Origin of the sequence: Pseudomonas sp. AAC (genome assembly GCF_000725445.1) — a bacterium.
In the GTDB taxonomy this organism is placed as follows: Bacteria; Pseudomonadota; Gammaproteobacteria; order Pseudomonadales; family Pseudomonadaceae; genus Pseudomonas; species Pseudomonas citronellolis.
Genome location: NZ_KL647095.1, coordinates 83,568 through 109,327, shown reverse-complemented (window position 1 = coordinate 109,327; position 25,760 = coordinate 83,568). Strand labels below are relative to the sequence as shown.

The following is a 25,760-nucleotide window of genomic DNA, read 5'->3' as shown; positions in this document are numbered from 1 at the left end:
GGCCCGGCGGCCCTTCAGGCCGCCGGTGCGCTCTCGCTGGCCTCGACCTGGCGCGGCAGCGGCGGCGTGGCATGCGGGCGCGCCAGCTCGTCGCGGTCCAGCTGGTCCGCCCGCCCCACCAGCAGCGGGTCGGGGGCGTGGGCGATGGCCAGGTCCTTGCCGGGGTAGTCCAGCGTGTGCAGGAAGTGGCGCAGGCAGTTCAGCCGCGCGCGCTTCTTGTCGTCGGACTTGACCACCACCCAGGGCGCGTCGGCGGTGTCGGTGTGGAAGAACATCGCCTCCTTGGCCTGGGTGTAGTCGTCCCAGCGGTCCAGCGACTGGATGTCGATGGGCGACAGCTTCCAGTGCTTGAGCGGGTCGTCGCGGCGCGACACGAAGCGCCGCAGCTGCTCCTCGCGGCTGACCGAGAACCAGTACTTGAACAGCTGGATGCCGTTGCGCACCAGCATGCGCTCCAGTTCCGGGGTCTGCTGCATGAACTCCAGGTACTGGCGCGGCGTGCAGAAGCCCATCACCCGTTCGACGCCGGCGCGGTTGTACCAGGAGCGGTCGAAGAAGACCATTTCGCCCGCGGTGGGCAGGTGCTGGACGTAGCGCTGGAAGTACCACTGGCCGCTTTCCGCGTCGCTGGGCTTTTCCAGGGCGACCACCCGCGCGCCACGCGGGTTCAGGTGCTCCATGAAGCGCTTGATGGTGCCGCCCTTGCCGGCGGCGTCGCGGCCCTCGAAGAGCACCACGATGCGCTGCCCGGTCTCCTTCACCCAGCTCTGCACCTTCAGCAGCTCCACCTGCAGCTGCGCCTTGAGCGCCTCGTATTCCTTGCGCTGCAGGCGTTTGCGGTAGGGGTAGGACGAAGGCAGGCCGGCGGAGCCGGAATCCTCGTTGCTGCCGCGCGGCGCCATGGCCACGGTCAGGGCGACCGGGCCGTGGCTCTGGGCACGGATTTCCTCGCCGCCGCGGGTCGGCGTCGGGGCCTCCAGGGCAGCGAGGACGGGCGGGTTCTTGGCATCGGGCTGCGGCATGGTCTCCTCCTGTGAGACATGGGGGCTCGGGCGAGCGATTCCCCCACTCTGCTAGCCGCCGGGTGCGGCGATCTTGATCGATATCAAGGCCGCACGCCCCGGCGGCGCTACAGCCAGCCGCGGAACTTGAACCAGAGGTAGGGGATGATCGCCGAGACCACCATGGCCACCAGCGCCAGCGGGTAGCCGCTGGCCCAGGCCAGCTCCGGCATGTGCTGGAAGTTCATGCCGTACACGGTGCCCACCAGGGTCGGCGGCAGGAACAGCACGGCGGCGATGGAGAACACCTTGATGATGCTGTTCTGCTCGATGTTGATCAGGCCCAGGGTGGCGTCGAGCAGGAAGGTGATCTCCGCGGACATCTTCGACTGGTACTCGCCCAGCGAACGCACGTCGCGCTCCACCGACTTCATGCCCAGGCGCGCTTCCTCGCTGATCCAGGCGTTGCCGTTGCCGCTCTGGCGGAAATAGGCCAGCGGCCGGCTGACGCTGAGCAGGCTCTCGTTGAGCTTGGACAGCAGCGAGTTGGTGCGCCCCAGCTGCTTGACGATCTGCTGCAGGTCGGTCTTGGGCACGCGGGAACGGGGCAGCTCGCCGTGGTCGGTGAAGATGTCCCGCGACAGCGTGTCCAACTGGCCCTGCACCGACTCCAGCACGTCGGCGATGCGGTCCACCACCGCGTCCATCAGGTTGACGAACAGCAGGTCGCTGGCGCCCTTGCAGCCGCTGCGCTGCACCCGCGTCTCGAAGGTGCGGAACGACAGCACGTCGGCGTAGCGCACCGTCACCAGCCACTGCGGGGTGAGCACGCAGGTGACCTCGGCGGTGTTCGGCCGGTGCTCGCGGATGCCGCTGACCACCGAGGTGGTCATGTACAGCGCGCCCTTGCTCTCGTAGAAGCGCGAGGAATCCTCGATCTCGGCCATTTCCTCGCGGGTCGGCACGTCCACTTCGATGAAGGACTCCAGCAGGCGCTCCTCCTCTTCCGTGGGGTGCAGCAGGTCGATCCACAGCGTGCCCGCCGGCATGGCCGCGCCGACTTCGCCGGTGTGGCGCTGCAAGCGGTCGCCGTCGAGGGTGTAATAGGTGATCATGTCGCATCCGCGTCCTTCTGCGGCCATCCAGGTCTGCGCAGGTTGGACAACTTCCCCCGGCTGCACAAGCCCGCACGGAGCCACCCGGCATGAGCGACATCGACGACGGCGAAGAATCCTTCGCGGCAGAAACCCTGATCCAGGCCATCGAGAACCAGATCGAAAGCGGCGAGCCGGCGGCGGCCCGTGCGGTGCTCAACAAGCTGACCCTGGTCGGCTACGAGCGCGAGGAAGCCCTGGAAATGATGGCCATGGTGCTGGCCCACGAGATCCAGGCGATGCTCGCCGAGGACCGCGCCTTCGATGGCGCCTGGTACGAGCAGGCCCTGCGCGATCTGCCGCAGCTGCCCGGCGAGGAATGAGCTTGCCGAGCGCGGGGTGGCTGTGGCTAAACTGGGGCCACATCGCCACCGAGGAGTCGCCATGGCCTTCACCCAAGAGCTGGTAGCGGAACTGGAATTGCTTGCCCTGTTCGATCTCGAGAACACCCAGGCAGGCCTGAAGATCCACCATGACGCGGCCCCGACGGCCGTCGCAGCGGCCGGGCGGTTGCACGCCAAGGGCCTGATCGACCAGCCCGACGGCGGCTACCTGACCAGCCTGGGGCTGGACGCCGCCGAACACGCCCAGGTGCTGCTGAACATCCTCAAGCCCTGAACCCCGCGGCCGCCATCCATCGGCGGCCCGCCCCATTTCCTTAAGGACAGCCCCGCCGCGGTCGATATACAGTGCAGTCCATGCGGTAATGGCACTCAGCCATAACCGCCCGATAGCTGACCGCGGCAGGCCATGACCTTCACCCACGAGATTCGTCCGGACATCGACGACGGCATCGACCGCAAGGTCCTGGCGCGCCTGCGCAAGCGCTTCCTGGCGATCAACCAGGGGCGCCTGGAGCGCGCCACGGCCGCGCTGTCGAGCCGCCAGCAACTGGTGCTGCGCCTGCTGCCGCTGCTGCTGGACGTCAACCACCCGCTGCTGCCCGGCTACGTCTCCGGCGCCACCCCGGCGGGGCTGTGCGGCTTCGTCCCCGACGACGAGCTGCTGGCCGAAGCCCAGCGCCTGACCCGCTCGTTCAGCTACAAGCCGCGCCGCGGCGAGGCCGACCTGCCGATCCACGGGCTGTTCCTGATGGGCAGCCTGGGCACGGTGGCCCAGGAGGAGCGGAGCGACCTCGACCTGTGGGTCTGCCACGCCCCGGGGCTCGCGCCCGGCGCGGTGGCCGAGCTGCAGCGCAAGTGCGAGCTGCTGGAGCGCTGGGCCGCGGGCCAGGGCGCCGAGGTGCACTGCTTCCTCATCGACCCGCGCGGCTTCGTCAGCGGCGCGCGCAACGCCCGGCTGACCTCCGACGACTGCGGCACCAGCCAGCACTACCTGCTGCTCGACGAGTTCTACCGCACCGCCATCTGGCTCGGCGGGCGCACGCCGCTGTGGTGGCTGGTGCCGGAATACGAGGAAGGGCGCTATCGCGACTACGTCGAGCAACTGCTGAGCAAGCGCTTCATCCGCCACGAGGAAGTCCTCGACCTCGGCCACCTGGCGCACATCCCGCCCGGCGAGTTCGTCGGCTCGGGCATGTGGCAGTTGTTCAAGGGCATCACCTCGCCCTACAAGGCGGTGCTCAAGCTGCTGCTCAGCGAGGTCTACGCCAGCGAGCACCCGCAGGTCGCCTGCCTGGCCCTGCGCTTCAAGGCCGAGGTCTACGCCGGGCGCCTGGAACTGGACGAGCTGGACCCGTACATCCTGCTTTACCGGCGCCTGGAGGAATACCTGATCGCGCGCGGCGAGCAGGAGCGCCTGGAGCTGGTGCGCCGCTGCCTGTACCTGAAGGTCGGCAAGAAGCTCAGCCGCCGCCCGCAGCAGGGCCGCAAGAGCTGGCAACGCCTGCTGATGGAGCGCCTGACCGCGGCCTGGGGCTGGGACGGGCGCGTGCTCGGCCTGCTCGACGCGCGCAGCCAGTGGAAGGTGCGCCAGGTCACCCTGGAGCGCCGCGCCCTGGTCAACGAACTGACCTACAGCTACCGCTTCCTCTCGCGCTTCGCCCGCCAGCAGCAGGCCGCCAGCGACATCGACCCGCGCGACCTGGGCGTGCTCGGCCGGCGCCTGTACGCCGCCTTCGAACGCAAGGCCGGCAAGGTCGAGCACATCAACCCGGGCATCGCCCCGGACCTGGGCGAAGACCTCCTCACCCTCGCCCGCCTGCCCGCCGGCAACGCCGCCGAGGGCGGTTCCTGGGCGCTGTTCCCGGGCAACCTGACCGGCGCCGAGCTGGCCGACTACGCGCCGCTCAAGCGCGCCCGCGAGCTGATCGAGCTGCTGGCCTGGAGCCACCGCAACGGCGTGATCGATGGCGGCACCCGCCTGTCGCTGCAGCCCTGCGACAGCGACCTGAGCGAACACGAGCTGGGCAACCTGCTGCTCGGCCTGCAGCAAGCCATGCCCATGCCCCTGGAAGAAGTGGCCGAAAGCGCCCTGCTGCGCCCCAGCGCCCCGGCCAGCGTGCTGATCCTGGTGAACGTCGGCCTCGACCCGCTGCGCCAGCACAGCCAGGCCAACCTGCACATGACCAGCGGGCGCACCGACTCGCTGGGCTACTCCGGCATGCGCGACAACCTGGTGCTGAGCCTCGACCAGGTCACCCTGAACAGCTGGAACGAACTGCTGGTCAGCCGCTACGCCGGCCCCGGCGCGCTGCTCGACTGCCTGCGCGACTATCTCAACGCCCTGCCCGCCGACGCCGCGCCGCCGCGCCTGCTGGTGCGCTGCTTCTGCCGCAACCGCGCGGCGGCCATTGCCCAGCGCGTCGAGGAACTGTTCCAGGACGCCTACGCCCAGCTGGCCAGCGGCAACGGCGGGCGCTACCTGCTGCAGATCCGCCAGCAGTACCACCTGCTGCGCCTGCAGCCGGGCCAGGTCAGCCACCAGAGCCTGGCCGACCTGCCGGCCCTGCTCGAACACCTGGGCGAACGCCAGGGCGCCTACAGCCCGCTGCACCTGGACCGCCACGCCCTGGAAGGCGAGGACCTGGCGCTGCTGCTGCCGCTCGGCCGCCCCGGCTGCCTGCAGGTGTTCTACCGCCTGGACGAAGGCCAGGCCACGCTCTACCTGCTGGACGAACGCAACTCCCTGTGGCACGGCCGCCAGGCCTGCGACGACGAGCAGACGCTGCTGGTGCCGCTGCAGCGCTTCCTCCAGGCCATGCTCTACCGGCGCAGCGCGCAGCTGCCGCTGGGCGAGGCGCAGCCGGTGCAGGAAATCATTTATTACGAATTGCTACCGGCCGGCCGCGGACGGGCTCGCCGGGTGGAACGCCGCCAGGCGCCGCCCAGCGCACAGGAGCGGCCCTACTACAACGTCCAGGCGATCGTCGAGCCGGGGGCGGGGCAGCGTTCGCGCATCACCCTGTACTGCAACCACCGCGAGTTTTCCGAACTGGAGTACGGCGCCGGGCTGTTCCAGGCCGTGGCCCGGCACATCCTCGCCCAGCGCCGCGGGCAGGAGCGCTACCCCTGCTACATCACCGACCTGGACCTGTCGGCGGTGGCCGCCGAGTCGGCGCTGCAGAGCATCCATTACCTGCGCTACAAGCAGCGCCTGGAAAGCGCGCTGAACCAGGCCCTGGCCGAGGCCTAAGGCCCGGCCCGGGCGGTGCGCAGCAGATCGTGACGGACGCTCAGCGGTTGTAGTCGCCGGCGGCCTCTGGTTGATAGGTGATGTCCAGCAGGCTCAGCTTGAGGGTCTTGCCGCCCGGGGCCGGCCAGTCGATGCTCTGGCCGACGGTCAGGCCCAGCAGCGCGGTGCCCACCGGCGCGAGGATGGACACCTTGCCTTCGCCGCCGGCGTCCTCCGGGTAGACCAGGGTCAGCAGGTACTCCTTGCCGCTGCTTTCCTCGCGGCAGCGCACGGTGGAGTTCATGGTCACCACGCCCGGCGGCACCTCGTCGTGGCCGACCACGTTGGCGCGGGACAGCTCGGCTTCCAGCGCTTCGGCGGCGGGGCCGTACTCTTCCAGGCTGTCGAGCAGGCGCTCCAGACGTTGCAGGTCGAGACGGGTAACGGTGATGGACGGTGCGGTGGTCATGATGGCCGGCAGACTCCTTGGCAGTGGATCGAAAAAAGAAAAACCCCGCCCAAGGCGGGGTTTTCAGCGGACACTAACACAGTACCGCGAATAAGCAAGACCACCCGGTCAGGGGCCCGGCCACAGCGGTTTGCGGCGTGCCAGGGCGGCCTCGACTATCTGCCGCCGGCGCATGCCGTCGGCCTCGTTCCATTCGAGAATCTCCGCCAGGCTGCGCCCGCAGCCCAGGCAGACGTCGCCCTCGTCCAGGCAGCAGCGCCGGCAGCAGGGCGAGGGGATCGGCGCCTCAGAGGCCGGGGAACTCGACATCCGCGCCCGCCTGCTCCAGGGCCGCCCGGTTGAGCAGCGCGCCCAGCGGCTCGCGGGTGCTGTCGCTCAGCCACAGGCTGCCGGACTCGTCGTAGTCGAAGTGGAAACCGCCGGAGCGCGCCGCCACCCACAACTGGCGCAGCGCCGGCTGGCGGCTGAGGATCAGTTGGCTGCCGTTCTCGAAGCGCACGGTCAGCACGCCGCCGGAATTCTCCAGGTCCACGTCCAGGTCACTGTCATCGAAGGCGTCTTCCACCGTGGCCTGCACCTCGTCGACGAGGTCGTGGAAACGGGCTTCGCTCATGCTGCTCATGCATTGTCCTCAGGAATCTGCCAAAGGCTGCAGTGTACGCCGGTATTGCCCGAGACTCTGCCCCGTCCAGCGGCGGAAGGCCCGCGCCAGCGAGCCGGTCTCGCTGAAGCCGACCAGGCTGGCGACGTCGGCCAGCTCCAGCGCCGGGTCGCGCAGGTGGTGCAGCACCAGTTGCTGGCGCGTCTCGTCCACCAGGCGGCTGAACGACAGGCCGCTGTCGCGCAGGCGGCGCTGCAGGGTGCGCGGGCTCAGGGCCAGCTCGCGGGCCAGGGCCTCCAGGTCCACGGCCTGCTCCGGCAGGCGCTCGGCCAGGCACTGGCGTGCCCGTTCGAGCACGCCCTCGCCGCGGCGGATGCTCTCCAGCAGGCGCCCGGCGTAGGCGTCGAGGGTGCGCTGGATCTGGCTGTCGGCCTGGCCCAGGGGCAGCGCCAGCAGGCGCCGGGGGAAGACCAGGGCGTTGTCCGCCTGGCCGAACAGCACCGGGCAGCGGAAGATGCGCCGGTGCTCGGTGGTATCGGCCGGCGCCGGGTGGCGGAAGCGCACTTCCACCGGCGCCTGTTCCAAACCGCTGATCCAGTGGCCGAAGCGTAGCCAGCAGGCCAGGGTCTCTTCCGCCAGTTGGCGCTGCTGGCGTGGCAGCAAAGGCTCCCAGCTATGCCGCACCAGCGGCTCGTGGCCGGCGCGCGGCGGCTCGTCGGCCAGCTCGACGCGGCCCAGGCTGCCCACCAGCTCGGCGTAGCGCGCCTGGCGGTGCAGGGCGTCGCCGAGGGTCGCGCAGCTCATCAGCAGGTAGCCGAGCACGCCGAAGTGGCCGGGGCGCACGGCCTCGCCCAGGTGCAGGCCGAGGTCGGCGTCGCCGCTCAGCGCCAGGCCCAGCTCCAGCAGATCGACATAGACGCTGGCGGCGATGCGCGCCTCGCGCTGGTCGAGGATCGACGGCTCGAGCTGGACGCCGGCCAGCAGCCGTTGCGGCGCGACGCCGCGACGCTCGAGGTGGTCCACCAGGCCCTGCACGTAGGAGATGGAAATGGAACCGGCGAGTGGGACGGGGGCTTGCATGGATCCTCCGTTTTTTCTGTCAGATCCTAGGGGCTGGCGGGGGCTGATCGCAAACCGCGTTGCTGCGAGCGGCCCCCGCCAGCCCCTTTGGAAGCCCCGCCGGGCGGGAGTCCGCTTGCATAGGCAAGGCGCCGGGGGGCCGGTATACTCCGGTCCAATTACGCTTTGATCACAAGGATTCCGCCATGAAGCGACTGCTTCTTCCCTTCGTCGCGCTCGCCGTGCTCAGCGCCGCGCTCGCCGGCTGCGGCCAGAAAGGCCCGCTGTACCTGCCGGACGACCAGCAAGCCCAAAGCAAGCACAGCAAGGACCGCTACGGTCTGTAAGGGAGCAGCACATGGAGGCATTCAACGTCCGTGACGGGCAACTGTTCGCGGAAGGCGTGGCGTTGTCGGCGCTGGCCGAGCGCTTCGGCACGCCCACCTACGTCTACTCGCGCGCTCACATCGAGCAGCAGTTCCGTTCCTACACCGACGCCCTGCAGGGCCTGCCGCACCTGGTCTGCTTCGCGGTCAAGGCCAACTCCAACCTGGCCGTGCTGAATGTCCTGGCGCGCCTGGGCTCGGGCTTCGACATCGTCTCGCGCGGCGAGCTGGAACGCGTGCTGGCCGCCGGCGGCGACCCGGCCAAGGTGGTGTTCTCCGGCGTCGGCAAGAGCCGCGACGACATGCGCCGCGCCCTGCAAGTGGGCGTGCACTGCTTCAACGTCGAATCCGCCGTGGAGCTGGAACGCCTGCAGGAAGTGGCCGCGGAACTGGGCGTGAAGGCGCCGGTGTCGCTGCGGGTGAACCCGGACGTGGACGCCCAGACCCACCCCTACATCTCCACCGGGCTGAAAGAGAACAAGTTCGGCATCGACATCGACGAGGCCGAGGCCATCTACGCCCGCGCCGCCGAGCTGCCGAACCTGGAAGTGAAAGGCGTGGACTGCCACATCGGCTCGCAGCTGACCCAGCTGGAGCCCTTCCTCGACGCCCTCGACCGCCTGCTGGCGCTGGTCGATCGCCTGGCCGCGCGCGGCATCCTGATCCGCCACCTGGACCTGGGCGGCGGCCTCGGCGTGCGCTACCGCGACGAAACCCCGCCGCCGGCCAGCGACTACATCCGCGCCATCCGCGAGCGCCTGGGCAGCCGCCAGCTGACCCTGGTGTTCGAGCCGGGCCGCTACATCGTGGCCAACGCCGGCCTGCTGCTGACCCGCGTGGAGTACCTCAAGCACACCGCGCACAAGGACTTCGCCATCATCGACGCGGCGATGAACGACCTGATCCGCCCGGCGCTGTACCAGGCCTGGATGGAGGTCACCCCGGTCGTCGCGCGCGCGGGCCAGAAACGTACCTACGACCTGGTCGGCCCCATCTGCGAGACCGGCGACTTCCTCGCCAAGGGCCGCGAGCTGGCCCTGGAAGAAGGCGACCTGCTGGCGATCCGCTCGGCCGGCGCCTATGGTTTCGTCATGAGTTCCAACTACAACACCCGCGGCCGCGCCGCCGAGGTGCTGGTGGATGGCGAGCGGGCCTTCGAGGTGCGCCGCCGCGAGACCGTCCAGGAGCTTTACGCCGGCGAAAGCCTGCTGCCGGAGTGAGGCCGAAACCATGCTACTGCGCTTCACCAAGATGCACGGGCTGGGCAATGACTTCATGGTCCTCGACCTGGTCAGCCAGCACGCCCACGTGCTGCCCCGCCACGTCAAGAGCTGGGGCGACCGCAACACCGGCGTCGGCTTCGACCAGCTGCTGATCGTCGAGCCGCCGGGCAGCCCCGAGGTCGACTTCCGCTACCGCATCTTCAACGCCGACGGCAGCGAAGTGGAACAGTGCGGCAACGGCGCGCGCTGCTTCGCCCGCTTCGTGCTGGACAAGCGCCTGACCATGAAGAAGACCATCCGCGTCGAGACCAAGGGCGGCATCATCGAGCTCAGCGTCGCCAACGACGGCCAGGTCACCGTGGACATGGGCGCGCCGCGCCTGGCGCCGGAACAGGTGCCCTTCGTCGCCGACTCCGAAGCCACCAGCTACGCCGTGGAAGTCGACGGGCAGAGCGTCGAACTCGCCGCCGTCTCCATGGGCAACCCCCATGGCGTGTTGCGGGTGGACGACGTCGACAGCGCCCCGGTGCGCACCCTCGGCCCGAAACTGGAAGTGCACCCGCGCTTCCCGGCCAAGGCCAACATCGGCTTCCTCCAGGTGCTCGACGCCAACCATGCGCGCCTGCGCGTGTGGGAGCGCGGCGTCGGCGAGACCCTGGCCTGCGGCACCGGCGCCTGCGCCGCCGCGGTGGCCGGCATCCGCCAGGGCTGGCTGCGCTCGCCGGTGCAGATCGACCTGCCGGGCGGCCGCCTGAACATCGAGTGGGCAGGCCCCGGCCAGCCGGTTATGATGACCGGGCCCGCCGTGCGGGTGTACGAAGGCCAGGTCCGCCTGTAACCCGAGACGCCAAGCCGAGACGCCCATGACCGAGAACAGCCCGGAACACCGCCCGCCGCTGGATGCCGAACAGGTCGCCGAGTACCTGCGCGAGCATCCCGAATTCTTCGTCGAGCACGACGAGCTGATCCCGGAGATGCGCATCCCCCACGAGAGCGGCAACGCCGTCTCGCTGGTGGAACGCCAGGTGCGCCTGCTGCGCGAGCGCAACATCGAGATGCGCCACCGCCTGGCGCAGCTGATGGACGTGGCCCGCGACAACGACCGGCTGTTCGACAAGACCCGCCGCCTGGTGCTCGACCTGCTCGACGCCACCAGCCTGGAGGACGTGGTCAGCACCGTGGAAGACAGCCTGCGCCACGAGTTCCAGGTGCCCTACGTCAGCCTGATCCTGTTCAGCGACAACAACCTGCCGGTGGGCCGCTCGGTGAGCAGCGCCGAGGCGCACCAGGCCATCGGCGGGCTGCTTTCCGGCGGCAAGACCGTGTGCGGCGTGCTGCGCCCCCATGAGCTGGCCTTCCTGTTCGGCGAAACCGAACGCGACGGCGTCGGCTCGGCGGCAGTGGTCTCGCTGACCTTCCAGGGCCTGCACGGCGTGCTCGCCATCGGCAGCCCGGACCCGCAGCACTACAAGAGCTCCCTCGGCACCCTGTTCCTCGGCTACGTGGCCGAGGTCCTGGCCCGCGTCCTGCCGCGCTTCTCCACGCCGCTGCGGTCGGTACGCTAGCCAGGCAGCGGCAAGCCTCGAGTTTCAAGCCGCAAGCAAGGCAACGCGGTGGAAGCCGGGCTTTTCACTTGGAGCTTGAAGCTTGAAGCTTGTAGCCGACCTCGATGCCTTCCTCGAACACCTGCGCAGCGAGCGCCAGGTGTCCGCGCATACCCTCGCCGGCTACCGGCGCGACCTGCTCAAGGTCGTTGCGCTGTGCGAGAAGAACGGCATCGCCGACTGGGCCGACCTGCAGGTGCGCGAGCTGCGCGCGCAGGTCGCCCGCCTGCACGCCCAGGGCCTGGCCAGCCGCAGCCTGGCGCGGCTGCTCTCGGCGGTGCGCGGGCTCTACCAGTACCTGATCCGCGAGGGCCGCTGCCGGCACAACCCCGCCGACGGCCTGGCCGCGCCCAAGGCCGCGCGCAAGCTGCCGCGCACCCTCGACGCCGACCGCGCCGGGCAACTGCTCGACGGCGCCCTGGAGGACGACTTCATCGCCCGCCGCGACCAGGCCATGCTGGAGCTGTTCTATTCCTCCGGCCTGCGCCTGTCCGAGCTGGTCGGCCTGGACCTCGACGGCCTGGACCTGTCCGCCGGCCTGGTGCGGGTGCTCGGCAAGGGCAACAAGGTCCGCGAACTGCCGGTGGGGCGCGCCGCGCGCAAGGCCATCGAGGACTGGCTGCCGCTGCGCGAGATGGTCCGCCCGGCCGACCGCGCGCTGTTCGTCGGCCACAGCGGCAAGCGCCTGACGCCGCGCGCCGTGCAGCTGCGGGTGCGTCAGGCCGGCGTGCGCGAACTCGGCCAGCACCTGCACCCGCACATGCTGCGGCATTCCTTCGCCAGCCATATCCTGGAATCCTCCCAGGACCTGCGCGCGGTGCAGGAACTGCTCGGCCACGCCGACATCGCCACCACGCAGATCTACACCCACCTGGACTTCCAGCACCTGGCCAAGGTCTACGACAACGCCCACCCGCGGGCCAGGCGCGTCAAACGCGATACCGATACAGGAGCCGAGGAATGAACATCCGGCTGGTCACCTTCGACCTCGACGACACCCTCTGGGACGTCGCCCCGGTGATGAACAGCGCCGAGGCCACCCTGCGCGAATGGCTGGCGGCGAACGCCGCGCAACTGGGCCCGGTGCCCATCGAGCACCTGTGGGCGATCCGCGCGCGGCTGATGCAGCAGGACCCAATGCTCAGACACCGCCTGAGCGAGCTGCGCCGGCGCATCCTCCTGCACGCCCTGCTCGACGCCGGTTATCCACAGGCGGAAGCGGCGGACCTGGCCGAAGCCGGCTTCCAGGTCTTCCTGCATGCGCGCCATCAGGTCAGCCTGTTCCCCGAGGTGCACCCGACCCTGGAGGCCCTGGCCAACCGCTTCATCCTCGGCGTGCTCACCAATGGCAACGCCGACGTGCGCCGCCTGGGGCTGGCCGACTACTTCCAGTTCGCCCTGTGCGCCGAGGAGCTGGGCATCGGCAAGCCCGACCCGAAGCCCTTCCAGGAAGCGCTCAAGCGCGCCGGCGTTGAGCCGCAGCAGGCGGTGCACATCGGCGACCACCCCAGCGACGACATAGCCGGCGCCCGCCGCGCCGGCCTGCAGGCCATCTGGTTCAACCCGGCGCGCAAGGCCTGGGAGGGCGAGGAAGCGCCCAGCGCGATCATCCACAGCCTCGCGGAACTGCCCGGGGTGCTGGCGCGGCTGTAATCGAAACGCTCCTCGAGGGAGCGCCGATGGTTCATCGTAGGGCGCGCTCCTACAGGGGAGCGGCGCGGCTGGGGCAGCGTAGCGGATCTCATCCGCGATCCGCGCCGATACCTCCGGCTATCGCGGACAAGGTCCGCTCCTACGCCCTCCGGCAAACACAAGACCCGTAGGATGGCGTTGAGCGAAGCGATACCCATCACCCCGACCGCATGGGTTTCGCAAGGCTCAACCCATCCTACGAAGAGCACTGCGCCCACGGGCCACCACAAAGAAAAAGCCCGCCGCTCCCCTTCCGGGGAGGGCGGGCCTTTTCACGACGTCGCCCTTAGATGGGGCGGCTGCCGTATTTGCTGTCCGGCTTCTTCGGCGGATCGGCGACCACGTTGGGCTCGATCTCCTGGACCTTGCCGCCACGGGAGAGGAACTCTTCCATGGCCCTGGCCAGGGCGTCGCGCTCCTTCTGCTTGGCCTCCACCGAGGGCAGTTCCTCTTCCTCTACGGCTGCCTTGGCTTTCTTGCCGCCACCAGAGGAAGCCGGGGCCTCGTCGGCTTCGCCATCGGCGTCGCCATCGTCAGCCGCGGCCAGCTCTTCGCCGTCGTCCTCGTCGGCACCTTCCAGCTCGTCTTGTTCAAGTTCTTCGTCGCTCATCGCTCAACCTCGTGGTGCTGCAAAGCAGGTTAGTTATAGCCCAGCCGCGCGCTTTGACGAACGCTGCCGGAAAAAATTCACAGAGCCTCGCCCTGCAGAGTCGCCAGCACCTTGCGCGGCCCGCCGTGATCGCGGTGTTCGCCCAGGTAGATGCCCTGCCAGGTGCCCAGCGCCAGGCGCCCGGCACTGACCGGCAGGGTCAGCTGGCAGCCCAGCAGGCTGGCCTTGAAGTGCGCGGGCAAGTCGTCCGGCCCTTCGTAATCGTGCTCGTAGCCACCCTCGTCCTGCGGCACCAGGCGATTGAAGAATCGCTCGAAGTCCCGCCGTACCGAGGGGTCGGCATTCTCGTTCAGCGTCAGCGACGCCGAGGTGTGCTGCAACAGCAGGTGCAGCAGGCCGACCCGGCAGCGCGCCAGGTCCGGCAATGCCGCCAGCACCTCGTCGGTGACCAGGTGGAAACCGCGCGACCGCGGGCGCAGGGTGATCAGGGTCTGCTGCCACATGGCGAGGCCTCCGATTGGCTACCGATGCGGGCGCATTCTAGCGAAGCGCAGAAAAAAACAAAGGGCGCCCGTAGGCGCCCTTCGTCGAACTCGCGCGAACCTTACAGGTTGTAGCCGCGCTCGTTGTGCAGGGCCAGGTCCAGGCCCACGGTTTCTTCTTCTTCGGTGACGCGCAGGCCGATGACCAGATCCAGCACCTTGAGGATCACGAAGCTGACGATCCCGGTGTAGACGATGGTGAAGGCCACGCCCTTGAACTGGATGAACAGCTGGGCGCCGATATCGGTGACGGTGCCGAAGCCACCCAGGGCCGGCGCTGCGAACACGCCGGTCAGCAGGGCGCCGACGATGCCGCCGACGGCATGCACGCCGAAGGCGTCCAGGGAGTCGTCGTAGCCGATGGCGCGCTTGAGGGTGGTGGCGGCGAAGAAGCAGATCACGCCGGCGGCCAGGCCGAGGATGATGGCGCCCATCGGGCCGCAGGTGCCGGCGGCCGGGGTGACGGCCACGAGGCCGGCGACCACGCCCGAAGCGATGCCCAGGGCGCTCGGCTTGCCGTGGGTGATCCACTCGGCGAACATCCAGCCCAGGGCGGCGGCGGCGGTGGCGATCTGGGTCACCAGCATGGCCATGCCGGCGGTGCCGTTGGCGGCGGCGGCGGAACCGGCGTTAAAGCCGAACCAGCCGATCCACAGCAGGGCCGCGCCGACCAGGGTGTAGCCCAGGTTGTGCGGGGCCATGGCGGCGGTCGGGTAGCCCTTGCGCTTGCCCATCACCAGGCAGGCCACCAGGCCGGCCACACCGGCGTTGATGTGCACCACGGTGCCGCCGGCGAAGTCCAGCACGCCCCAGTCCCACAGCAGGCCGCCGTCGCCGCTCCAGACCATGTGCGCGATGGGGGCGTAGACCAGGGTGAACCACAGGCCGGTGAAGATCAGCAGCGCGGAGAACTTCATGCGCTCGGCGAAGGCGCCGACGATCAGCGCCGGGGTGATGATCGCGAAGGTCATCTGGAACATCACGAAGACGCTTTCCGGGAACAGCGCCGCGGCGGAGGTCAGGCCGGTGCTGGTCAGGCCGCTGAGGAAGGCCTTGTCGAAGCCGCCGACGAAGGAGGCGAAGTTGATCACGCCCTTCTCCATGCCGACGGTGTCGAAGGCCAGGCTGTAGCCGTAGACGACCCACAGGATGCTGATCAGCGCGGTGATGGCGAAGCACTGCATCATGATCGACAGGACGTTCTTGGCACGCACCATGCCGCCGTAGAACAGGGCCAGGCCGGGGATGGTCATCATCAGCACCAGGGCGCTGGAAATCAGCATCCAGGCGGTGTCGCCACTGTTCAGGACCGGGGCCGCCGCTTCGTCCGCCATGGCCAGGCCAGGCATTGCGAGGGACAAAAGGGCTCCTAGCCCTGCGAACTTGCGCAGAGTCATTGTTGTTTCTCCTGGGGCGGTGGGGTTCGGTTGGCTTAGATGGCGTCGGTACCGGTCTCGCCGGTACGGATGCGGATCGCCTGTTCCAGATTCACGACGAAAATCTTGCCGTCGCCGATCTTGCCGGTGTTGGCGGCCTTGGTGATGGCTTCGATGACGCGGTCCAGCTGGTCGTCGGCGATGGCCACGTCGATCTTCACCTTGGGCAGGAAGTCGACGACGTACTCCGCACCACGGTACAGCTCGGTGTGCCCCTTCTGCCGGCCGAAGCCCTTGACTTCGGTCACAGTGATGCCCTGCACGCCGATCTCGGACAGCGACTCGCGCACGTCGTCGAGCTTGAACGGCTTGATGATGGCTGTGACTAGCTTCATGAAACTCTCTCCCGTGTTTTGGTGGACTCGCCCCAGGAAAACGAACCCGGGGACAAGTCTAAGCGCAGTGTCTGGCTTTGTAACGCGCCGGCCGCCCTACCTCAGCACTCCGACTCCTCCAGCCGCTTCCCGCGAAGCGCTCGTCAGCTCCGCCAGCCGCACCGGACCTGCATCGGTGCACGCTATGCCAGCCCCAAAGCAGGAAGCTTGCCAGCTCGGCGAAAAGCCCGGCGATTCAGCCGCTTAGCGAAAAACACCGGGCGCCGGGCGATGGCCGGGTGCCATGTCGCGCACCAGAAGCGGGCAGTCCTGCCGCCATGCCTGCGCAAAAATTGTGCAGCGCCCTGCTTTTTCCGGCCAACGCGGGGGCCGACCAGGGTCATCCGGGCGGCGCCATAGGGAAGAGGCTCGACCAGCACTGGACCAGGGCCATCTATCCGAAGGGATTTTCCGAAAGCCTGAAGGCAAGTTCCTCAGTATCCGAGCGGGCGTCGCCGCAGGAGTCGAAAGACCTATCTTTCGCCGATTTGCGGAAAACCAGCGATGAGCCTTCTTCCCAGCCGCCGCGCCTGGCCCGGCCAGGCGACCCCCACGCCCGCCAACCACTTCAGGCAGGACATCAACGGCCTGCGCGCCCTGGCGGTGGTCGCGGTCATCCTCTATCACTTCGACGTCGGCGGACTGGCCGGCGGATTCGCCGGCGTGGACGTGTTCTTCGTGCTCTCCGGCTACCTCATGGCGGGAATCATCGGCACCGGCCTGCAGCGTGGCGACTTCTCCATCCTGGCGTTCTACTGGGCCCGGGCCAGGCGTATCCTTCCGGCGTTGCTGGTGGTCTGCGCGGTCGTGCTGGCCATCGGCTGGCTGCTGCTGGCGCCGAACGACTACAAGACCCTCGGCCGGCACGCCCGACAGTCCCTGGCCTTCCTGTCCAATCACCTGTATCTGAAGGAAGCCGGCTACTTCGACAGCGCCAGCCAGGCGAAATGGCTGCTGCACACCTGGTCGCTGTCCGTCGAATGGCAGTTCTACCTGGCGTTGCCACTCATCCTCGCCCTCGCCTGGAAGCTGTTGCCCCGGCGCGGCACGCTCGTGGGCGTGCACCTGGCGCTGTTCTCCTGCTCGCTGGCGCTGTGCATCGCGCTGACCGCCAGCCATCCGCAAAAGGCTTTCTACCTCCTGCCCGCCCGCGCCTGGGAAATGCTCCTGGGCGGGTTGTGCTTCCTGCTCTGCTCGAACCTCGGGCTTCCGGCGACGGCGCGGCGCCTGCTGGAAGCCGGCGGCCTGGCGCTGATAGGCGCGTCGGTGTTCCTGCTCGACGAATCCGCCGCCTGGCCCGGCGCACTGGCGCTGCTGCCGACCCTGGGAACCGCCATGGTGCTGGCGGCCCGGCGGGAAACCTCGCCGTGGTGCACCCATGGCGCCGTCCAGTGGCTGGGCACGCGCTCCTACTCCCTGTACCTGTGGCACTGGCCGCTGGTGGCCTGGCTGTTCCATGCCGGCCACCGGCAAGCGCCCCTGTGGATCGCCGCAGCCCTGTTGCTGACGCTGATACTGGGCGAGCTTTCCTACCGACTGGTGGAACAGCCGACGCGGCGCCGGCTGGGCACGGGCAGGCGGGCGTTCGCCGTGGCCGGACTGGCCGGCCTGATGATCCTCGCCGGCTACCTGGCGCAGGTGGTGGTCAGGGCGAAAGGCTTTCCGCAACGGATGCCCGCGGACATCCTGGCGATGCGCGAACAGGCCCTGCAGGGCACGCCGCGCAACGAGGAGTGCCTGAGCAAGGGCGCGGGCTGCGTGTATGGTGGGCCGGACATCCAGGCCATGCTCATCGGCGACAGCCATGCCGCCTCCGTGGTCACCGCCGCGCAACTCGCGCTGCCCGACGCCGGCCAGGGCATCTACCTGCGGGCCGCGCCAGCCTGCCTGCCGGTTCCCGGGCTGCACATCCGCGAACACCCGCGCGACAACCCGGAGGACACCTGCAACCGCCTGCGCCGGCAGTTGCCGGCCGAACTCGGCGACGCGCCCGGCCGGGTGCCGCTGATCATCGTCACCCGCACTTCCGTCTACCCGCTGGGCTACAACGGCATCGACCAGAACCGCAAGAACCGGCCGCAGGCCTACATCAGCTCGCCCGTGGACGAGCCCAGCAGCGAATGGCTCGAGGCGTTCGCCCGGCTCTACATCGACCACGCCTGCGCCCTGGCGCGGCAGCGCCCGGTCTACCTGGTGCGGCCGATACCGGAAATGCGCGTCGACGTACCGGATGTGATGAGCCGGAAGATGCTCCAGGGGAAGGCGCCGCAAGTCACCCTCAGCCGGGCCGACTACGAGGCGCGCAACGGCTTCGTCTGGAGCGTGCAGGACCGCGCCCGGGAAGCCTGCGGCGTGCAAATTCTCGATCCGCTTCCCTACCTGTGCGACGAAGGGCAATGCTACGGCGGCCGGGAAGGGCAGGCCTACTACGCCGACGACAACCACCTGAACGCGGCGGGCAGCCGGCTCCTGGCGCCCATGTTCGCCGAGGTCTTCGCGGACCTGTCCACGGCCCAGGCCGATCCCCCGCGCTAGCGCGGGGCACTCGCGGCGGCTGCCCGGTCCGCGCCAGCAGCACCGGGCAGCGTGATAGACTCCCCACCCAGTCCCAACCGGAAACCCTCGCCATGCTGCCGCCCAAAGCCTTCCTCGACGCCCTCGGCCAACAGGCCAGCCGCCTCTTCGGCGGTGAATCGCCGCTGCCCCGCGCCGAGCTGGAGGCGCAGTTCAAGGTCCTGCTGCAGAGCGCCTTCGGCAAGCTCGACCTGGTCAGCCGCGACGAGTTCGACAGCCAGATGGTGGTGCTCGCCCGTACCCGCGCCCGCCTGGAGGCGCTGGAGGCCAAGGTCGCCGAACTGGAAGCCAGGCTCACGCCGCCCGCCGGGACCGAATAAGCCGCAGGGGTTGGGAAAGGAGAAAGCGATTCCTCTCCCGCCTTTTTCCCGTTCGTGTTCACCAACCCGGGCCAACAAGAAACTTCCCACAGGACATCGGCAGCATTACAGCGGCCTCCAGCATGGTCCCGGCTTCCCTGACCTCCTAGACTGGCGGTTTGTGAGGGAAGAGGCTGCCCCATCCATGTCCCTGGCCATCGTCCACAGCCGCGCCCAGGTCGGCGTCGAGGCTCCCGGCGTCACCGTCGAGGCGCACCTGGCTAACGGCCTGCCGTCGCTGACCCTGGTCGGCCTGCCGGAAACCGCGGTCAAGGAAAGCAAGGACCGCGTGCGCAGCGCCATCCTCAATTCCGGCTTCGAATTCCCCGCCCGACGCATCACCCTCAACCTCGCCCCGGCCGACCTGCCCAAGGACGGCGGACGCTTCGACCTGGCCATCGCCTTGGGCCTGCTCGCCGCCAACGGCCAGTTGGCCGGCGCCAGCCTGGACGGCCTCGAATGCCTCGGTGAACTGGCCCTGTCCGGCGCCCTGCGCCCGGTGCAGGGCGTGCTACCGGCCGCCCTGGCGGCACGCGCCGCCGGCCGCGCCCTGGTGGTGCCGAAGGAGAATGCCGAGGAAGCAAGCCTGGCCAGCGGCCTGACCGTCTACGCCGTCGGCCACCTGCTGGAACTGGCCGCGCACCTGACCGGCCAGACGCCCCTGGCGCCCTACCAGGCCCGCGGCCTGCTGCGGGAAACCCCGCCCTACCCCGACCTCGCCGAGGTCCAGGGCCAGGCCGCGGCCAAGCGCGCCCTGCTGGTGGCCGCGGCCGGGTCGCACAACCTGCTGCTGAGCGGTCCGCCGGGCACCGGCAAGACGCTGCTGGCCAGCCGCCTGCCGGGGCTGCTGCCGCCGCTGAGCGAAGACGAGGCGCTGCAGGTGGCGGCCATCCACTCCGTGTCCGGGCGCGGGCCGCTGACGCACTGGCCGCAGCGCCCGTTCCGCCAGCCGCACCACAGCGCCTCGGCTGCCGCGCTGGTGGGCGGCGGCAGCCGGCCGCAACCCGGGGAGATCACCCTGGCCCACGAAGGCGTGCTGTTCCTCGACGAGCTGCCGGAGTTCGATCGCAAGGTCCTGGAAGTGCTTCGCGAGCCCCTGGAAGGGGGAGAAATCGTGATCGCCCGGGCCAACGGCCGGGTGCGCTTCCCGGCGCGCTTCCAACTGGTGGCGGCGATGAACCCCTGCCCCTGCGGCTACCTGGGCGACCCCAGCGGCCGCTGCCGTTGCACCCCGGAGCAGATCCAGCGCTACCGCGCCAAGCTCTCCGGCCCGCTGCTGGACCGCATCGACCTGCACCTGACCGTTGGCCGCGAGACCACGCGCCTCGTCCCTCAGAGTGGCAGCCTGGGCAGCGCCGAGGTCGCCGCGCAGGTGGCCAGCGCCCGCGAGCGGCAACTGGCGCGGCAGGGTTGCGCGAACGCCGTTCTCGACCTCAAGTCGATGCACCAAAACTGCGCACTGGACGATCAGGACCAGGCCTGGCTGGAAACCGCCGGCGAGCGCCTGGACCTGTCCCTGCGCGCCCTGCACCGCATCCTCAAGGTCGCCCGCACCCTGGCCGACCTGGAAGGCGCCGAACGCATCGCCCGCTCGCACCTGGCCGAGGCCCTGCAATACCGCGCCGGTCACTGAGCCTCAGCAGCGCCAGAACGGCCGCAGCGCCTCGATGCGCGCCTGCTCGCGGGAAATGCCGATGTCACGCAGCTGCTCGTCGCCGAGCTCCAATAGTTGCCTGCGCGTGCGCACCCGCCGCCAGAACTGGCGCCAGCGGCTTTCCGCCGGGCCGCGCGGAGCCAGGCTGCCGTCGTCGATGCCGAGCAGTTCGCGCTGATACAAGGTCAAGCGCACGTCTGTCATGCCGTTCATGTCGTCACTCCTCCTCCGAGCCTGTGGATAGAGTGACGAAAGGACAGACTGCATTACAGATTCAAAGAAATGGAATTTTTTCCATACAGACAGCGGAAAAAACCAACTGAATGGCGTACTTTTGCCCGATCTGTACTGGTCTTTGCCGCCACGATGCGGCACGGGGCATCTGTCATGAAACGCTACGCACAACTGGCCGCCACCCTCGGCGAGCGCATCGAGCAGGGGCTGTACCGCCCCGGCGACCGCCTGCCCTCGGTGCGCTCACTGAGCGAGGAGCACGGCGTCAGCATCAGCACCGTGCAGCAGGCCTACCGGGTGCTGGAGGATGCCGGGCTGGTCGAGCCGAGGCCCAAGTCCGGCTTCTTCGTCCCCGAACGGCGCCCGCAGCCGGCCATGCCGGCGATGACCCGGCCGGCGCAACGGCCGGTGGACGTATCGCAGTGGGACCAGGTGCTGGAGCAGGTGCGCCACGCCCCCGGCGGCGACTTCGTCCAGCTCGGCCGCGGCACCCCGGACATCGCCAGTCCCTCGCTCAAGCCGCTGCAGCGCGCCATGGCCAACGCCGCGCGGCGCACCGACCTGCAGGCCCTGGGCTACGAAGGCCTGCAGGGCTCGCTGGCGCTGCGCGAACAGATTTCCCGGCTGATGCTGGACTCCGGCTGCCAGGTGCCGCCCAGCGAAACGATCATCACCACCGGCTGCCAGGAGGCCCTGGCCATCACCCTGCGCGCCATCTGCCAGCCGGGCGACATCGTCGCCATCGATTCGCCGAGCTTCCATGGCGCCATGCAGACGCTCAAGGCCCAAGGCCTGAAGGCCCTGGAAATCCCCACCGACCCGACCAACGGGGTGAGCCTGGAGGCCCTGGAACTGGCCATGGAGCAATGGCCGGTGAAGCTGATCCTGCTCACCCCCAACTGCAACAACCCGCTGGGCTACATCATGCCCGACGCGCGCAAGCGCGCCCTGCTCAGCCTGGCCCAGCGCTACGACGTGCCCATCCTGGAAGACGACGTCTACGGCGAGCTGGCCTATGCCTACCCACGGCCGCGCAGCATCAAGTCCTTCGACAGCGACGACCGCGTACTGCTGGCCAGCTCCTTCTCCAAGACCGTAGCGCCGGGCCTGCGCACCGGCTGGGTGGTGCCGGGGCGCTACCTGGACCGCATCCTCCACCTCAAGTACATCGCCAGCGGCACCTGCGCGCCGCAGCCGCAGATGGCCCTGGCCGAATTCGTCGGCGGCGGCCACTACGAACCGCACATCCGCCGCATGCGCGCCCAGTACCAGCGCCACCGCGACCTGATGACCGACTGGATCGCCCGCTACTTCCCCGAAGGCACCCGCGCCACCCGGCCGCAGGGCGGCTTCATGCTCTGGGTGGAGCTGCACCCGCAGTTCGACAGCGTGCGGCTGAACCGCGAACTGCAGGCCGAGCGCGTGCAGGTGGCGGCCGGCAGCATCTTCTCGGCCGCCGGCAAGTACCGCAATTGCCTGCGCATGAACTACTCCAACCGCGACCTGCCACGTATCGAAGAAGCCGTGCGCAAGGTCGGCGCCTGCGCCACACGGCTGGTGGAGGAACTGCACGCCGAGGCCGGGGAGGATGTCGTCCTGGCGTGAAGGGGCATAGCGCCTGGGCGACGGTGTTGGGGAGGCACGGTCGTAGGAGTGGCTGTCTTGCCGGCTGCACCAAGGTGCGTCTCAACGGATGGATTGAGCCTGCGAAACCCATGCTGCCGCGGTGATGGGTATCGCTTCGCTCAACACCATCCTACGGGGTGGTTTGCCGGCGGGGGTAGCGGGCCCTGCCCGCGATTCGCGCGCAGGGCGCGCTCCTACAGGGAAATACCGTGCCGGGCGACAAGGCACAATCGAAACATTTATCCACAGCACTGCTCCCGCCCACCGGCACGGGGCTGCGATACTCGCGGCCTGCCTTCCGGAGACCGTCATGACCAGCCTGATCCTCGGCCCGCTCGCCATTCCCATGCCCCAGGCCCTGCTCTACCTGGGCTTCCTCGCCGCGCTGCTGGGCGGCTGGCTGGCCGGACGCAGGCGCGGCAGCAACCCCGAGGGCGCGCTGTTCGCCATGCTCCTGGCCGGCCTGCTGGTGGCGCGCCTGGCCTTCGTCGCGCGCTACGCCGGGCAATACGCAGCGGCCCCCTGGAGCATGCTGGACATCCGCGACGGCGGTTTCCTCGCCTGGCCAGGCGCCCTCGCCGCGGCCCTGCTCGGCGCCTGGCTGGCCTGGCGCCGCAACAGCCTGCGCCGGCCGCTGGCCATCGCCCTGGCGGCTGGTATCTGCGTCTGGGGTGGCGGCAAGGCGGTGGTCTCCGCCCTGGACCGCGGCCAGCAACTGCCGGCCCTGGCGCTAAGCGACCTGCAGGGCCGCCCGGTGAGCCTCGGCCAACTGGACGGCCGCCCGCTGGTGGTCAACCTCTGGGCCACCTGGTGCCCGCCCTGCCGCCGCGAGATGCCGGTGCTGGAAGCCGCCCAGCAGGCGCGCCCGGACGTGCGCTTCGTACTGGTCAACCAGGGCGAACCGGCCGAAGCCATCGCCAGCTTCCTCGCCAGCCAGAACCTGAAGCCCAGGGAAGTCCTGCTCGACCTCGGCAACCAGCTCGGCCAGGCCACCGGCGCCTACGGCATGCCGACCACCTTCTTCTACGCCGCCGACGGCCGCCTGCGCCACAGCCACATGGGCGAGCTGTCCGCCGCCAGCCTGGAGCACGGCCTGCACCAGTTGGCCGAGCCCCGGCGCTGAGCCGGGGCCGGCCGAGCCCGCGCTACTGGATCTGCTCCGGCGTCACTATCACCCAGTTCTTGTCCGCGGTGACCGGCTGCCCCAGCTTGGCTTGGGCCTCGGCGTTCTTTTTGATCATGCCGTCGAGCTGGTCCATGTACTTGGCCTTGCGGTTTATCCACAGGTGGACGCCGTTCTCGGCGGTGCCGTTGAACAGCATGTAGCCGTCGCTGCTGGGGGTGTCGCCGCCGACCAGGATGGGCCGCTTCCACTGGTCGATGTAGGTGAGGATGGCGGCCTGCTTGCCGGCCATCCAGGTCGCCGGGGTCCACAGATAGGGGGTGATCTCCAGGTCCATATTGGCCTTGGGATCGTATTTGCCCTCGCCGATCTGCTTGCGCGCGGTGGTCAGCGCGCCGGTCTTGCGGTCCTTGAGCAGGGTGGTGACGCCGATGACGTTCTGCGGCTTCACGTTGTAGCCGTACTTCGGATCGCTGGCGACCATGCGCACCAGTTCCTCGTGGGCGGCGGTCATCACGTAGACCTCGATGCCGTTCTCCATCAGCTTGTTGTACAGCTCCTGCTGGCCGGTGAAGACCTTCGGCGGGTTGATCTCGATGGTCTTGACCGCGTCACCCTCGTAGTAGGTGCTGGGGATCGGCTTGCCATAGGCCATCAGCTCGTCGACGTAGCCCTTGAGTTCCTTGAGGGTGAATCCGGAGAACACCTGGGCGACCCAGGGGTAGCAGACCAGGTCGTCGACCTCGCAGAGGCGGTAGTAGTAGCTGTTCAGGCTTTCCTTGCGGCCGCCCACGTCCTTGAAGGGGATCAGCTTCAGCGAAGGGTCCAGCTTCTCGCGGGTCAGCACGCCTTTCATTTCCAGGAAGGGCAGCAGCGACTCTTCCAGGTCGTAGCGGTAGCTGGTGTTGTCCATGTCGAAGACGGCGAAGGCGCCCTTGTTGGCGTTGGCCGCGATCAGGGCGTCCAGCTGCTTGGCGGCCGGTTCCGGCCAGTGCTTGAGTTCGGTGGCGGCGAAGACGCTGCTGGCCAGGCCGCCGAGCAGCAGCGCGGCGAGCAGGGTGCGCATGGGTTTCATCTGGTTTCCCCCGAGGTGATCTTGTGGGTGGAAGGACCCGGCGCGGGCCGCTCCCTGGACTAGTCCAGCATTCACCCTAGCAAAGCCGTGTTGCAGTCCTGCGATGAACGCGACCTCGGGCGTTGCCTGCGCGCCAGGACTTGGCCAGGAGCGACAGGGCATGCCTGGAAGCGGCGGGCAGCGCAGGGGGCGCCGCCCGCCGCCGGCTCAGAGAATCTCCTCGGGCGTGACCACCAGCCAGTTCTTGTCGGCGCGCACCGGCTGCCCCAGCTTGGCCTGGGCCTCGGCGTTCTTCTTGATCATGCCTTCGAGCTGGTCCATGTACTTGGCCTTGCGGTTCACCCACAGGCGCATGCCGTCGTCCGCCGTGCTGTGGAACAGCATGTGGCCGTCATTGCTGGGCGAGTCGCCGCCGACCAGGATGGGCTTCTTCCACGGGTCGATGTAGGTCTGGATGGCCGCCGTCTTGCCGGCCATCCAGGTGCCCGGGGTCCACAGGTAGGGGGTGAATTCGAGGTCCAGGTTGGCCTCGGGATCGTACTTGCCTTCGCTGATCTGCCGGCGCGCGGTGGTCACTGCGCCGGTCTTGCGGTCCTTGAGCAGGGTGCTGACGCCGATGACGTTCTCCGGCTTGACGTTGTAGCCGTACTTCGGGTCGCTGGCGACCATGCGCACCAGTTCCTCGTGGGAGGCGGTGAGGATGTACACCTCGATGCCGTTCTCCATCATCCGCTTGAACAGTTCCTGCTGGCCGGTGAACAGCTGCGGCGGCTGCACCTCGACGGTGCGCAGGGTGTCGCCGTCGTAGTAGTCGCTCTTGACCGGCTTGCCGCTCGCCATCATGGCGTCGAGGTGGCCCTTGAGTTCGCGCAGGGTCAGGCCGGAAAGCGCCTGTGCGGCCCAGGGGTAGCAGACGCGGTGGTCGAATTCGCAGAGCCGCGTGTAGTAGCTGTTGAGGCTCTCCTTCTTGCCCTTGAGGTCCTTGAAGGGGATCAGCTTCAGCGAAGGGTCGAGCTTGTCGCGGGTCAGCACGCCCTTGTTCTCCAGGTACGGCAGCAACGCCTCGGCGACGTCGTAGCGGTAGCTGGTGTTGTCCATGTCGAAGACGGCGTAGGCGCCCTTGTTGGCGTTGGCCGCGATCAGCGCGTCGAGCTGCTTCGCCGCGGACTCCGGCCAGTGCTTGAGCTCGGTGGCGGCCACGGCGTCGTTGGCCAGGCCGCCGAGCAGCAGGATGCCGAACAGTAGTCCATAGGTTTTCATCGAATGTTCCCCCCGGTTGCGAATGGCGGGGAAGGCGCGGCGACACGGGCTTTGGCCCATCGTTGATGGCCGGGCGTTTCCCCTCCGCCACGACCGTAGCAAGGGGGCAAAGGGCCAGACAGACGGTCGGG

The 25,760-nt window shown here is 68.9% G+C and carries 27 protein-coding genes; 14 read left to right on the top strand and 13 right to left on the bottom strand.

Features of this window, described 5'->3' with window-relative positions; genetic code table 11:
- Positions 1–14: 14 nt before the first annotated feature.
- Positions 15–902, bottom strand: a complete 888-nt coding sequence (gene ppk2, locus FG99_RS06180) for a polyphosphate kinase 2 (RefSeq protein WP_232244603.1) — start codon at positions 900–902, stop codon at positions 15–17.
- Between the two features lie 227 nt (positions 903–1,129).
- Positions 1,130–2,116 carry a magnesium transporter CorA family protein gene (locus FG99_RS06175; RefSeq protein WP_009614036.1) on the bottom strand — a complete coding sequence of 329 codons (987 nt, stop codon included), beginning with the start codon at positions 2,114–2,116 and terminating at the stop codon, positions 1,130–1,132.
- Between the two features lie 89 nt (positions 2,117–2,205).
- Here FG99_RS06175 and FG99_RS06170 point away from each other — a divergent pair, with 89 nt between their 5' ends.
- The 3 genes from FG99_RS06170 to FG99_RS06160 all read left to right on the top strand — a co-directional run bounded on the left by FG99_RS06170 (position 2,206) and on the right by FG99_RS06160 (position 5,749).
- Complete coding sequence (locus tag FG99_RS06170) at positions 2,206–2,478, top strand: hypothetical protein (protein WP_043268182.1); 273 nt, start codon at positions 2,206–2,208, stop codon at positions 2,476–2,478.
- Between the two features lie 61 nt (positions 2,479–2,539).
- Complete coding sequence (locus FG99_RS06165) at positions 2,540–2,773, top strand: TIGR02647 family protein (RefSeq protein WP_043268180.1); 234 nt, start codon at positions 2,540–2,542, stop codon at positions 2,771–2,773.
- A gap of 132 nt (positions 2,774–2,905) precedes the next feature.
- Positions 2,906–5,749, top strand: coding sequence for a class I adenylate cyclase (locus FG99_RS06160; RefSeq protein WP_043268178.1), 2,844 nt, complete (start codon positions 2,906–2,908; stop codon positions 5,747–5,749).
- Positions 5,750–5,789: 40 nt separating this feature from the next.
- On the opposite strand, the gene rnk is transcribed toward FG99_RS06160, so the two are convergent.
- The 4 genes from rnk to FG99_RS06140 all read right to left on the bottom strand — a co-directional run bounded on the left by rnk (position 5,790) and on the right by FG99_RS06140 (position 7,878).
- Positions 5,790–6,197: a nucleoside diphosphate kinase regulator gene (gene rnk, locus FG99_RS06155; RefSeq protein WP_009614044.1), complete on the bottom strand. Its 408-nt coding sequence runs from the start codon at positions 6,195–6,197 to the stop codon at positions 5,790–5,792.
- A gap of 108 nt (positions 6,198–6,305) precedes the next feature.
- The gene (locus FG99_RS06150) at positions 6,306–6,506 is read right to left on the bottom strand and encodes a DUF1289 domain-containing protein (protein WP_043268176.1); all 201 of its coding nucleotides are present in this window, start codon (positions 6,504–6,506) and stop codon (positions 6,306–6,308) included.
- Positions 6,484–6,819 (bottom strand): iron donor protein CyaY, encoded by a 336-nt coding sequence (cyaY, locus tag FG99_RS06145; protein ID WP_043268174.1) that lies wholly within the window; start codon positions 6,817–6,819, stop codon positions 6,484–6,486. The genes FG99_RS06150 and cyaY overlap by 23 nt, the downstream gene beginning before the upstream one ends.
- 9 nt (positions 6,820–6,828) lie before the next feature.
- Positions 6,829–7,878: an AraC family transcriptional regulator gene (locus FG99_RS06140; RefSeq protein ID WP_043268172.1), complete on the bottom strand. Its 1,050-nt coding sequence runs from the start codon at positions 7,876–7,878 to the stop codon at positions 6,829–6,831.
- Between the two features lie 185 nt (positions 7,879–8,063).
- On the opposite strand from FG99_RS06140, the gene FG99_RS06135 reads away from it, so the two are divergent.
- From FG99_RS06135 to FG99_RS06110, 6 genes are all read left to right on the top strand, one after another.
- Positions 8,064–8,204: an LPS translocon maturation chaperone LptM gene (locus tag FG99_RS06135; RefSeq protein ID WP_009614052.1), complete on the top strand. Its 141-nt coding sequence runs from the start codon at positions 8,064–8,066 to the stop codon at positions 8,202–8,204.
- Positions 8,205–8,215: 11 nt separating this feature from the next.
- Positions 8,216–9,463, top strand: coding sequence for a diaminopimelate decarboxylase (gene lysA, locus FG99_RS06130; RefSeq protein WP_043268170.1), 1,248 nt, complete (start codon positions 8,216–8,218; stop codon positions 9,461–9,463).
- Positions 9,464–9,473: 10 nt separating this feature from the next.
- Positions 9,474–10,304, top strand: coding sequence for a diaminopimelate epimerase (gene dapF, locus FG99_RS06125; protein WP_043268168.1), 831 nt, complete (start codon positions 9,474–9,476; stop codon positions 10,302–10,304).
- 25 nt (positions 10,305–10,329) lie between these two features.
- A complete protein-coding gene (locus FG99_RS06120) occupies positions 10,330–11,031 on the top strand; it encodes a DUF484 family protein (protein WP_009614058.1) in 702 nt (233 codons plus the stop codon).
- Between the two features lie 82 nt (positions 11,032–11,113).
- Entirely contained in the window at positions 11,114–12,034 is a 921-nt protein-coding gene (gene xerC, locus FG99_RS06115) for a tyrosine recombinase XerC (RefSeq protein ID WP_009614060.1), read from the top strand.
- Entirely contained in the window at positions 12,031–12,723 is a 693-nt protein-coding gene (locus tag FG99_RS06110) for an HAD family hydrolase (RefSeq protein ID WP_043268166.1), read from the top strand. Before xerC ends, FG99_RS06110 begins: the two co-directional genes overlap by 4 nt.
- Positions 12,724–13,048: 325 nt before the next feature.
- On the opposite strand, the gene sutA is transcribed toward FG99_RS06110, so the two are convergent.
- The 4 genes from sutA to glnK all read right to left on the bottom strand — a co-directional run bounded on the left by sutA (position 13,049) and on the right by glnK (position 15,685).
- Positions 13,049–13,372 (bottom strand): transcriptional regulator SutA, encoded by a 324-nt coding sequence (gene sutA / locus FG99_RS06105; protein WP_009614062.1) that lies wholly within the window; start codon positions 13,370–13,372, stop codon positions 13,049–13,051.
- Positions 13,373–13,449: 77 nt separating this feature from the next.
- Entirely contained in the window at positions 13,450–13,875 is a 426-nt protein-coding gene (locus tag FG99_RS06100) for a secondary thiamine-phosphate synthase enzyme YjbQ (RefSeq protein WP_043268164.1), read from the bottom strand.
- Between the two features lie 101 nt (positions 13,876–13,976).
- Entirely contained in the window at positions 13,977–15,311 is a 1,335-nt protein-coding gene (locus FG99_RS06095) for an ammonium transporter (RefSeq protein ID WP_009614064.1), read from the bottom strand.
- A gap of 35 nt (positions 15,312–15,346) precedes the next feature.
- A complete protein-coding gene (glnK, locus tag FG99_RS06090; protein ID WP_003457590.1) occupies positions 15,347–15,685 on the bottom strand; it encodes a P-II family nitrogen regulator in 339 nt (112 codons plus the stop codon).
- 543 nt (positions 15,686–16,228) lie between these two features.
- Here glnK and FG99_RS06085 point away from each other — a divergent pair.
- The 3 genes from FG99_RS06085 (at position 16,229) to FG99_RS06075 (ending at position 20,290) form a co-directional block, all read left to right on the top strand.
- Positions 16,229–18,259 carry an acyltransferase family protein gene (locus FG99_RS06085; protein WP_051878549.1) on the top strand — a complete coding sequence of 677 codons (2,031 nt, stop codon included), beginning with the start codon at positions 16,229–16,231 and terminating at the stop codon, positions 18,257–18,259.
- A gap of 92 nt (positions 18,260–18,351) precedes the next feature.
- Positions 18,352–18,618 (top strand): accessory factor UbiK family protein, encoded by a 267-nt coding sequence (locus tag FG99_RS06080; RefSeq protein ID WP_043268162.1) that lies wholly within the window; start codon positions 18,352–18,354, stop codon positions 18,616–18,618.
- Between the two features lie 184 nt (positions 18,619–18,802).
- Positions 18,803–20,290 carry a YifB family Mg chelatase-like AAA ATPase gene (locus tag FG99_RS06075; RefSeq protein ID WP_043268160.1) on the top strand — a complete coding sequence of 496 codons (1,488 nt, stop codon included), beginning with the start codon at positions 18,803–18,805 and terminating at the stop codon, positions 20,288–20,290.
- Between the two features lie 3 nt (positions 20,291–20,293).
- Here FG99_RS06075 and FG99_RS06070 read toward each other — a convergent pair whose 3' ends face one another.
- A complete protein-coding gene (locus tag FG99_RS06070) occupies positions 20,294–20,524 on the bottom strand; it encodes a DUF1127 domain-containing protein (RefSeq protein ID WP_009614075.1) in 231 nt (76 codons plus the stop codon).
- Positions 20,525–20,698: 174 nt separating this feature from the next.
- Here FG99_RS06070 and FG99_RS06065 point away from each other — a divergent pair, with 174 nt between their 5' ends.
- Both FG99_RS06065 and FG99_RS06060 read left to right on the top strand, forming a co-directional pair.
- On the top strand, positions 20,699–22,150 hold the full coding sequence (locus FG99_RS06065) for an aminotransferase-like domain-containing protein (protein WP_043268158.1): 1,452 nt from the start codon (positions 20,699–20,701) through the stop codon (positions 22,148–22,150).
- 331 nt (positions 22,151–22,481) lie between these two features.
- Positions 22,482–23,294, top strand: coding sequence for a TlpA disulfide reductase family protein (locus FG99_RS06060; protein ID WP_043268156.1), 813 nt, complete (start codon positions 22,482–22,484; stop codon positions 23,292–23,294).
- A 22-nt stretch (positions 23,295–23,316) separates the two neighbouring features.
- Here the strand turns inward: FG99_RS06060 and FG99_RS06055 are convergent, their stop codons facing one another.
- On the bottom strand, positions 23,317–24,369 hold the full coding sequence (locus FG99_RS06055) for a hypothetical protein (protein WP_043268154.1): 1,053 nt from the start codon (positions 24,367–24,369) through the stop codon (positions 23,317–23,319).
- A gap of 207 nt (positions 24,370–24,576) precedes the next feature.
- On the bottom strand, positions 24,577–25,629 hold the full coding sequence (locus tag FG99_RS06050) for an HAD family hydrolase (protein ID WP_043268152.1): 1,053 nt from the start codon (positions 25,627–25,629) through the stop codon (positions 24,577–24,579).
- Between the last annotated feature and the right edge of the window lie 131 nt (positions 25,630–25,760).

What these genes read in the sequence shown, in the direction of transcription:
- ppk2 (WP_232244603.1), bottom strand. Translation starts at nt 902, where the DNA reads ATGGCGCCGCGCGGCAGCAACGAGGATTCCGGCTCCGCCGGCCTGCCT.
- FG99_RS06175 (WP_009614036.1), bottom strand. Translation starts at nt 2,116, where the DNA reads ATGATCACCTATTACACCCTCGACGGCGACCGCTTGCAGCGCCACACC.
- FG99_RS06170 (WP_043268182.1), top strand. Translation starts at nt 2,206, where the DNA reads ATGAGCGACATCGACGACGGCGAAGAATCCTTCGCGGCAGAAACCCTG.
- FG99_RS06165 (WP_043268180.1), top strand. Translation starts at nt 2,540, where the DNA reads ATGGCCTTCACCCAAGAGCTGGTAGCGGAACTGGAATTGCTTGCCCTG.
- FG99_RS06160 (WP_043268178.1), top strand. Translation starts at nt 2,906, where the DNA reads ATGACCTTCACCCACGAGATTCGTCCGGACATCGACGACGGCATCGAC.
- rnk (WP_009614044.1), bottom strand. Translation starts at nt 6,197, where the DNA reads ATGACCACCGCACCGTCCATCACCGTTACCCGTCTCGACCTGCAACGT.
- FG99_RS06150 (WP_043268176.1), bottom strand. Translation starts at nt 6,506, where the DNA reads ATGTCGAGTTCCCCGGCCTCTGAGGCGCCGATCCCCTCGCCCTGCTGC.
- cyaY (WP_043268174.1), bottom strand. Translation starts at nt 6,819, where the DNA reads ATGAGCAGCATGAGCGAAGCCCGTTTCCACGACCTCGTCGACGAGGTG.
- FG99_RS06140 (WP_043268172.1), bottom strand. Translation starts at nt 7,878, where the DNA reads ATGCAAGCCCCCGTCCCACTCGCCGGTTCCATTTCCATCTCCTACGTG.
- FG99_RS06135 (WP_009614052.1), top strand. Translation starts at nt 8,064, where the DNA reads ATGAAGCGACTGCTTCTTCCCTTCGTCGCGCTCGCCGTGCTCAGCGCC.
- lysA (WP_043268170.1), top strand. Translation starts at nt 8,216, where the DNA reads ATGGAGGCATTCAACGTCCGTGACGGGCAACTGTTCGCGGAAGGCGTG.
- dapF (WP_043268168.1), top strand. Translation starts at nt 9,474, where the DNA reads ATGCTACTGCGCTTCACCAAGATGCACGGGCTGGGCAATGACTTCATG.
- FG99_RS06120 (WP_009614058.1), top strand. Translation starts at nt 10,330, where the DNA reads ATGACCGAGAACAGCCCGGAACACCGCCCGCCGCTGGATGCCGAACAG.
- FG99_RS06110 (WP_043268166.1), top strand. Translation starts at nt 12,031, where the DNA reads ATGAACATCCGGCTGGTCACCTTCGACCTCGACGACACCCTCTGGGAC.
- sutA (WP_009614062.1), bottom strand. Translation starts at nt 13,372, where the DNA reads ATGAGCGACGAAGAACTTGAACAAGACGAGCTGGAAGGTGCCGACGAG.
- FG99_RS06100 (WP_043268164.1), bottom strand. Translation starts at nt 13,875, where the DNA reads ATGTGGCAGCAGACCCTGATCACCCTGCGCCCGCGGTCGCGCGGTTTC.
- FG99_RS06095 (WP_009614064.1), bottom strand. Translation starts at nt 15,311, where the DNA reads ATGACTCTGCGCAAGTTCGCAGGGCTAGGAGCCCTTTTGTCCCTCGCA.
- glnK (WP_003457590.1), bottom strand. Translation starts at nt 15,685, where the DNA reads ATGAAGCTAGTCACAGCCATCATCAAGCCGTTCAAGCTCGACGACGTG.
- FG99_RS06085 (WP_051878549.1), top strand. Translation starts at nt 16,229, where the DNA reads ATGAGCCTTCTTCCCAGCCGCCGCGCCTGGCCCGGCCAGGCGACCCCC.
- FG99_RS06080 (WP_043268162.1), top strand. Translation starts at nt 18,352, where the DNA reads ATGCTGCCGCCCAAAGCCTTCCTCGACGCCCTCGGCCAACAGGCCAGC.
- FG99_RS06075 (WP_043268160.1), top strand. Translation starts at nt 18,803, where the DNA reads ATGTCCCTGGCCATCGTCCACAGCCGCGCCCAGGTCGGCGTCGAGGCT.
- FG99_RS06070 (WP_009614075.1), bottom strand. Translation starts at nt 20,524, where the DNA reads ATGAACGGCATGACAGACGTGCGCTTGACCTTGTATCAGCGCGAACTG.
- FG99_RS06065 (WP_043268158.1), top strand. Translation starts at nt 20,699, where the DNA reads ATGAAACGCTACGCACAACTGGCCGCCACCCTCGGCGAGCGCATCGAG.
- FG99_RS06060 (WP_043268156.1), top strand. Translation starts at nt 22,482, where the DNA reads ATGACCAGCCTGATCCTCGGCCCGCTCGCCATTCCCATGCCCCAGGCC.
- FG99_RS06055 (WP_043268154.1), bottom strand. Translation starts at nt 24,369, where the DNA reads ATGAAACCCATGCGCACCCTGCTCGCCGCGCTGCTGCTCGGCGGCCTG.
- FG99_RS06050 (WP_043268152.1), bottom strand. Translation starts at nt 25,629, where the DNA reads ATGAAAACCTATGGACTACTGTTCGGCATCCTGCTGCTCGGCGGCCTG.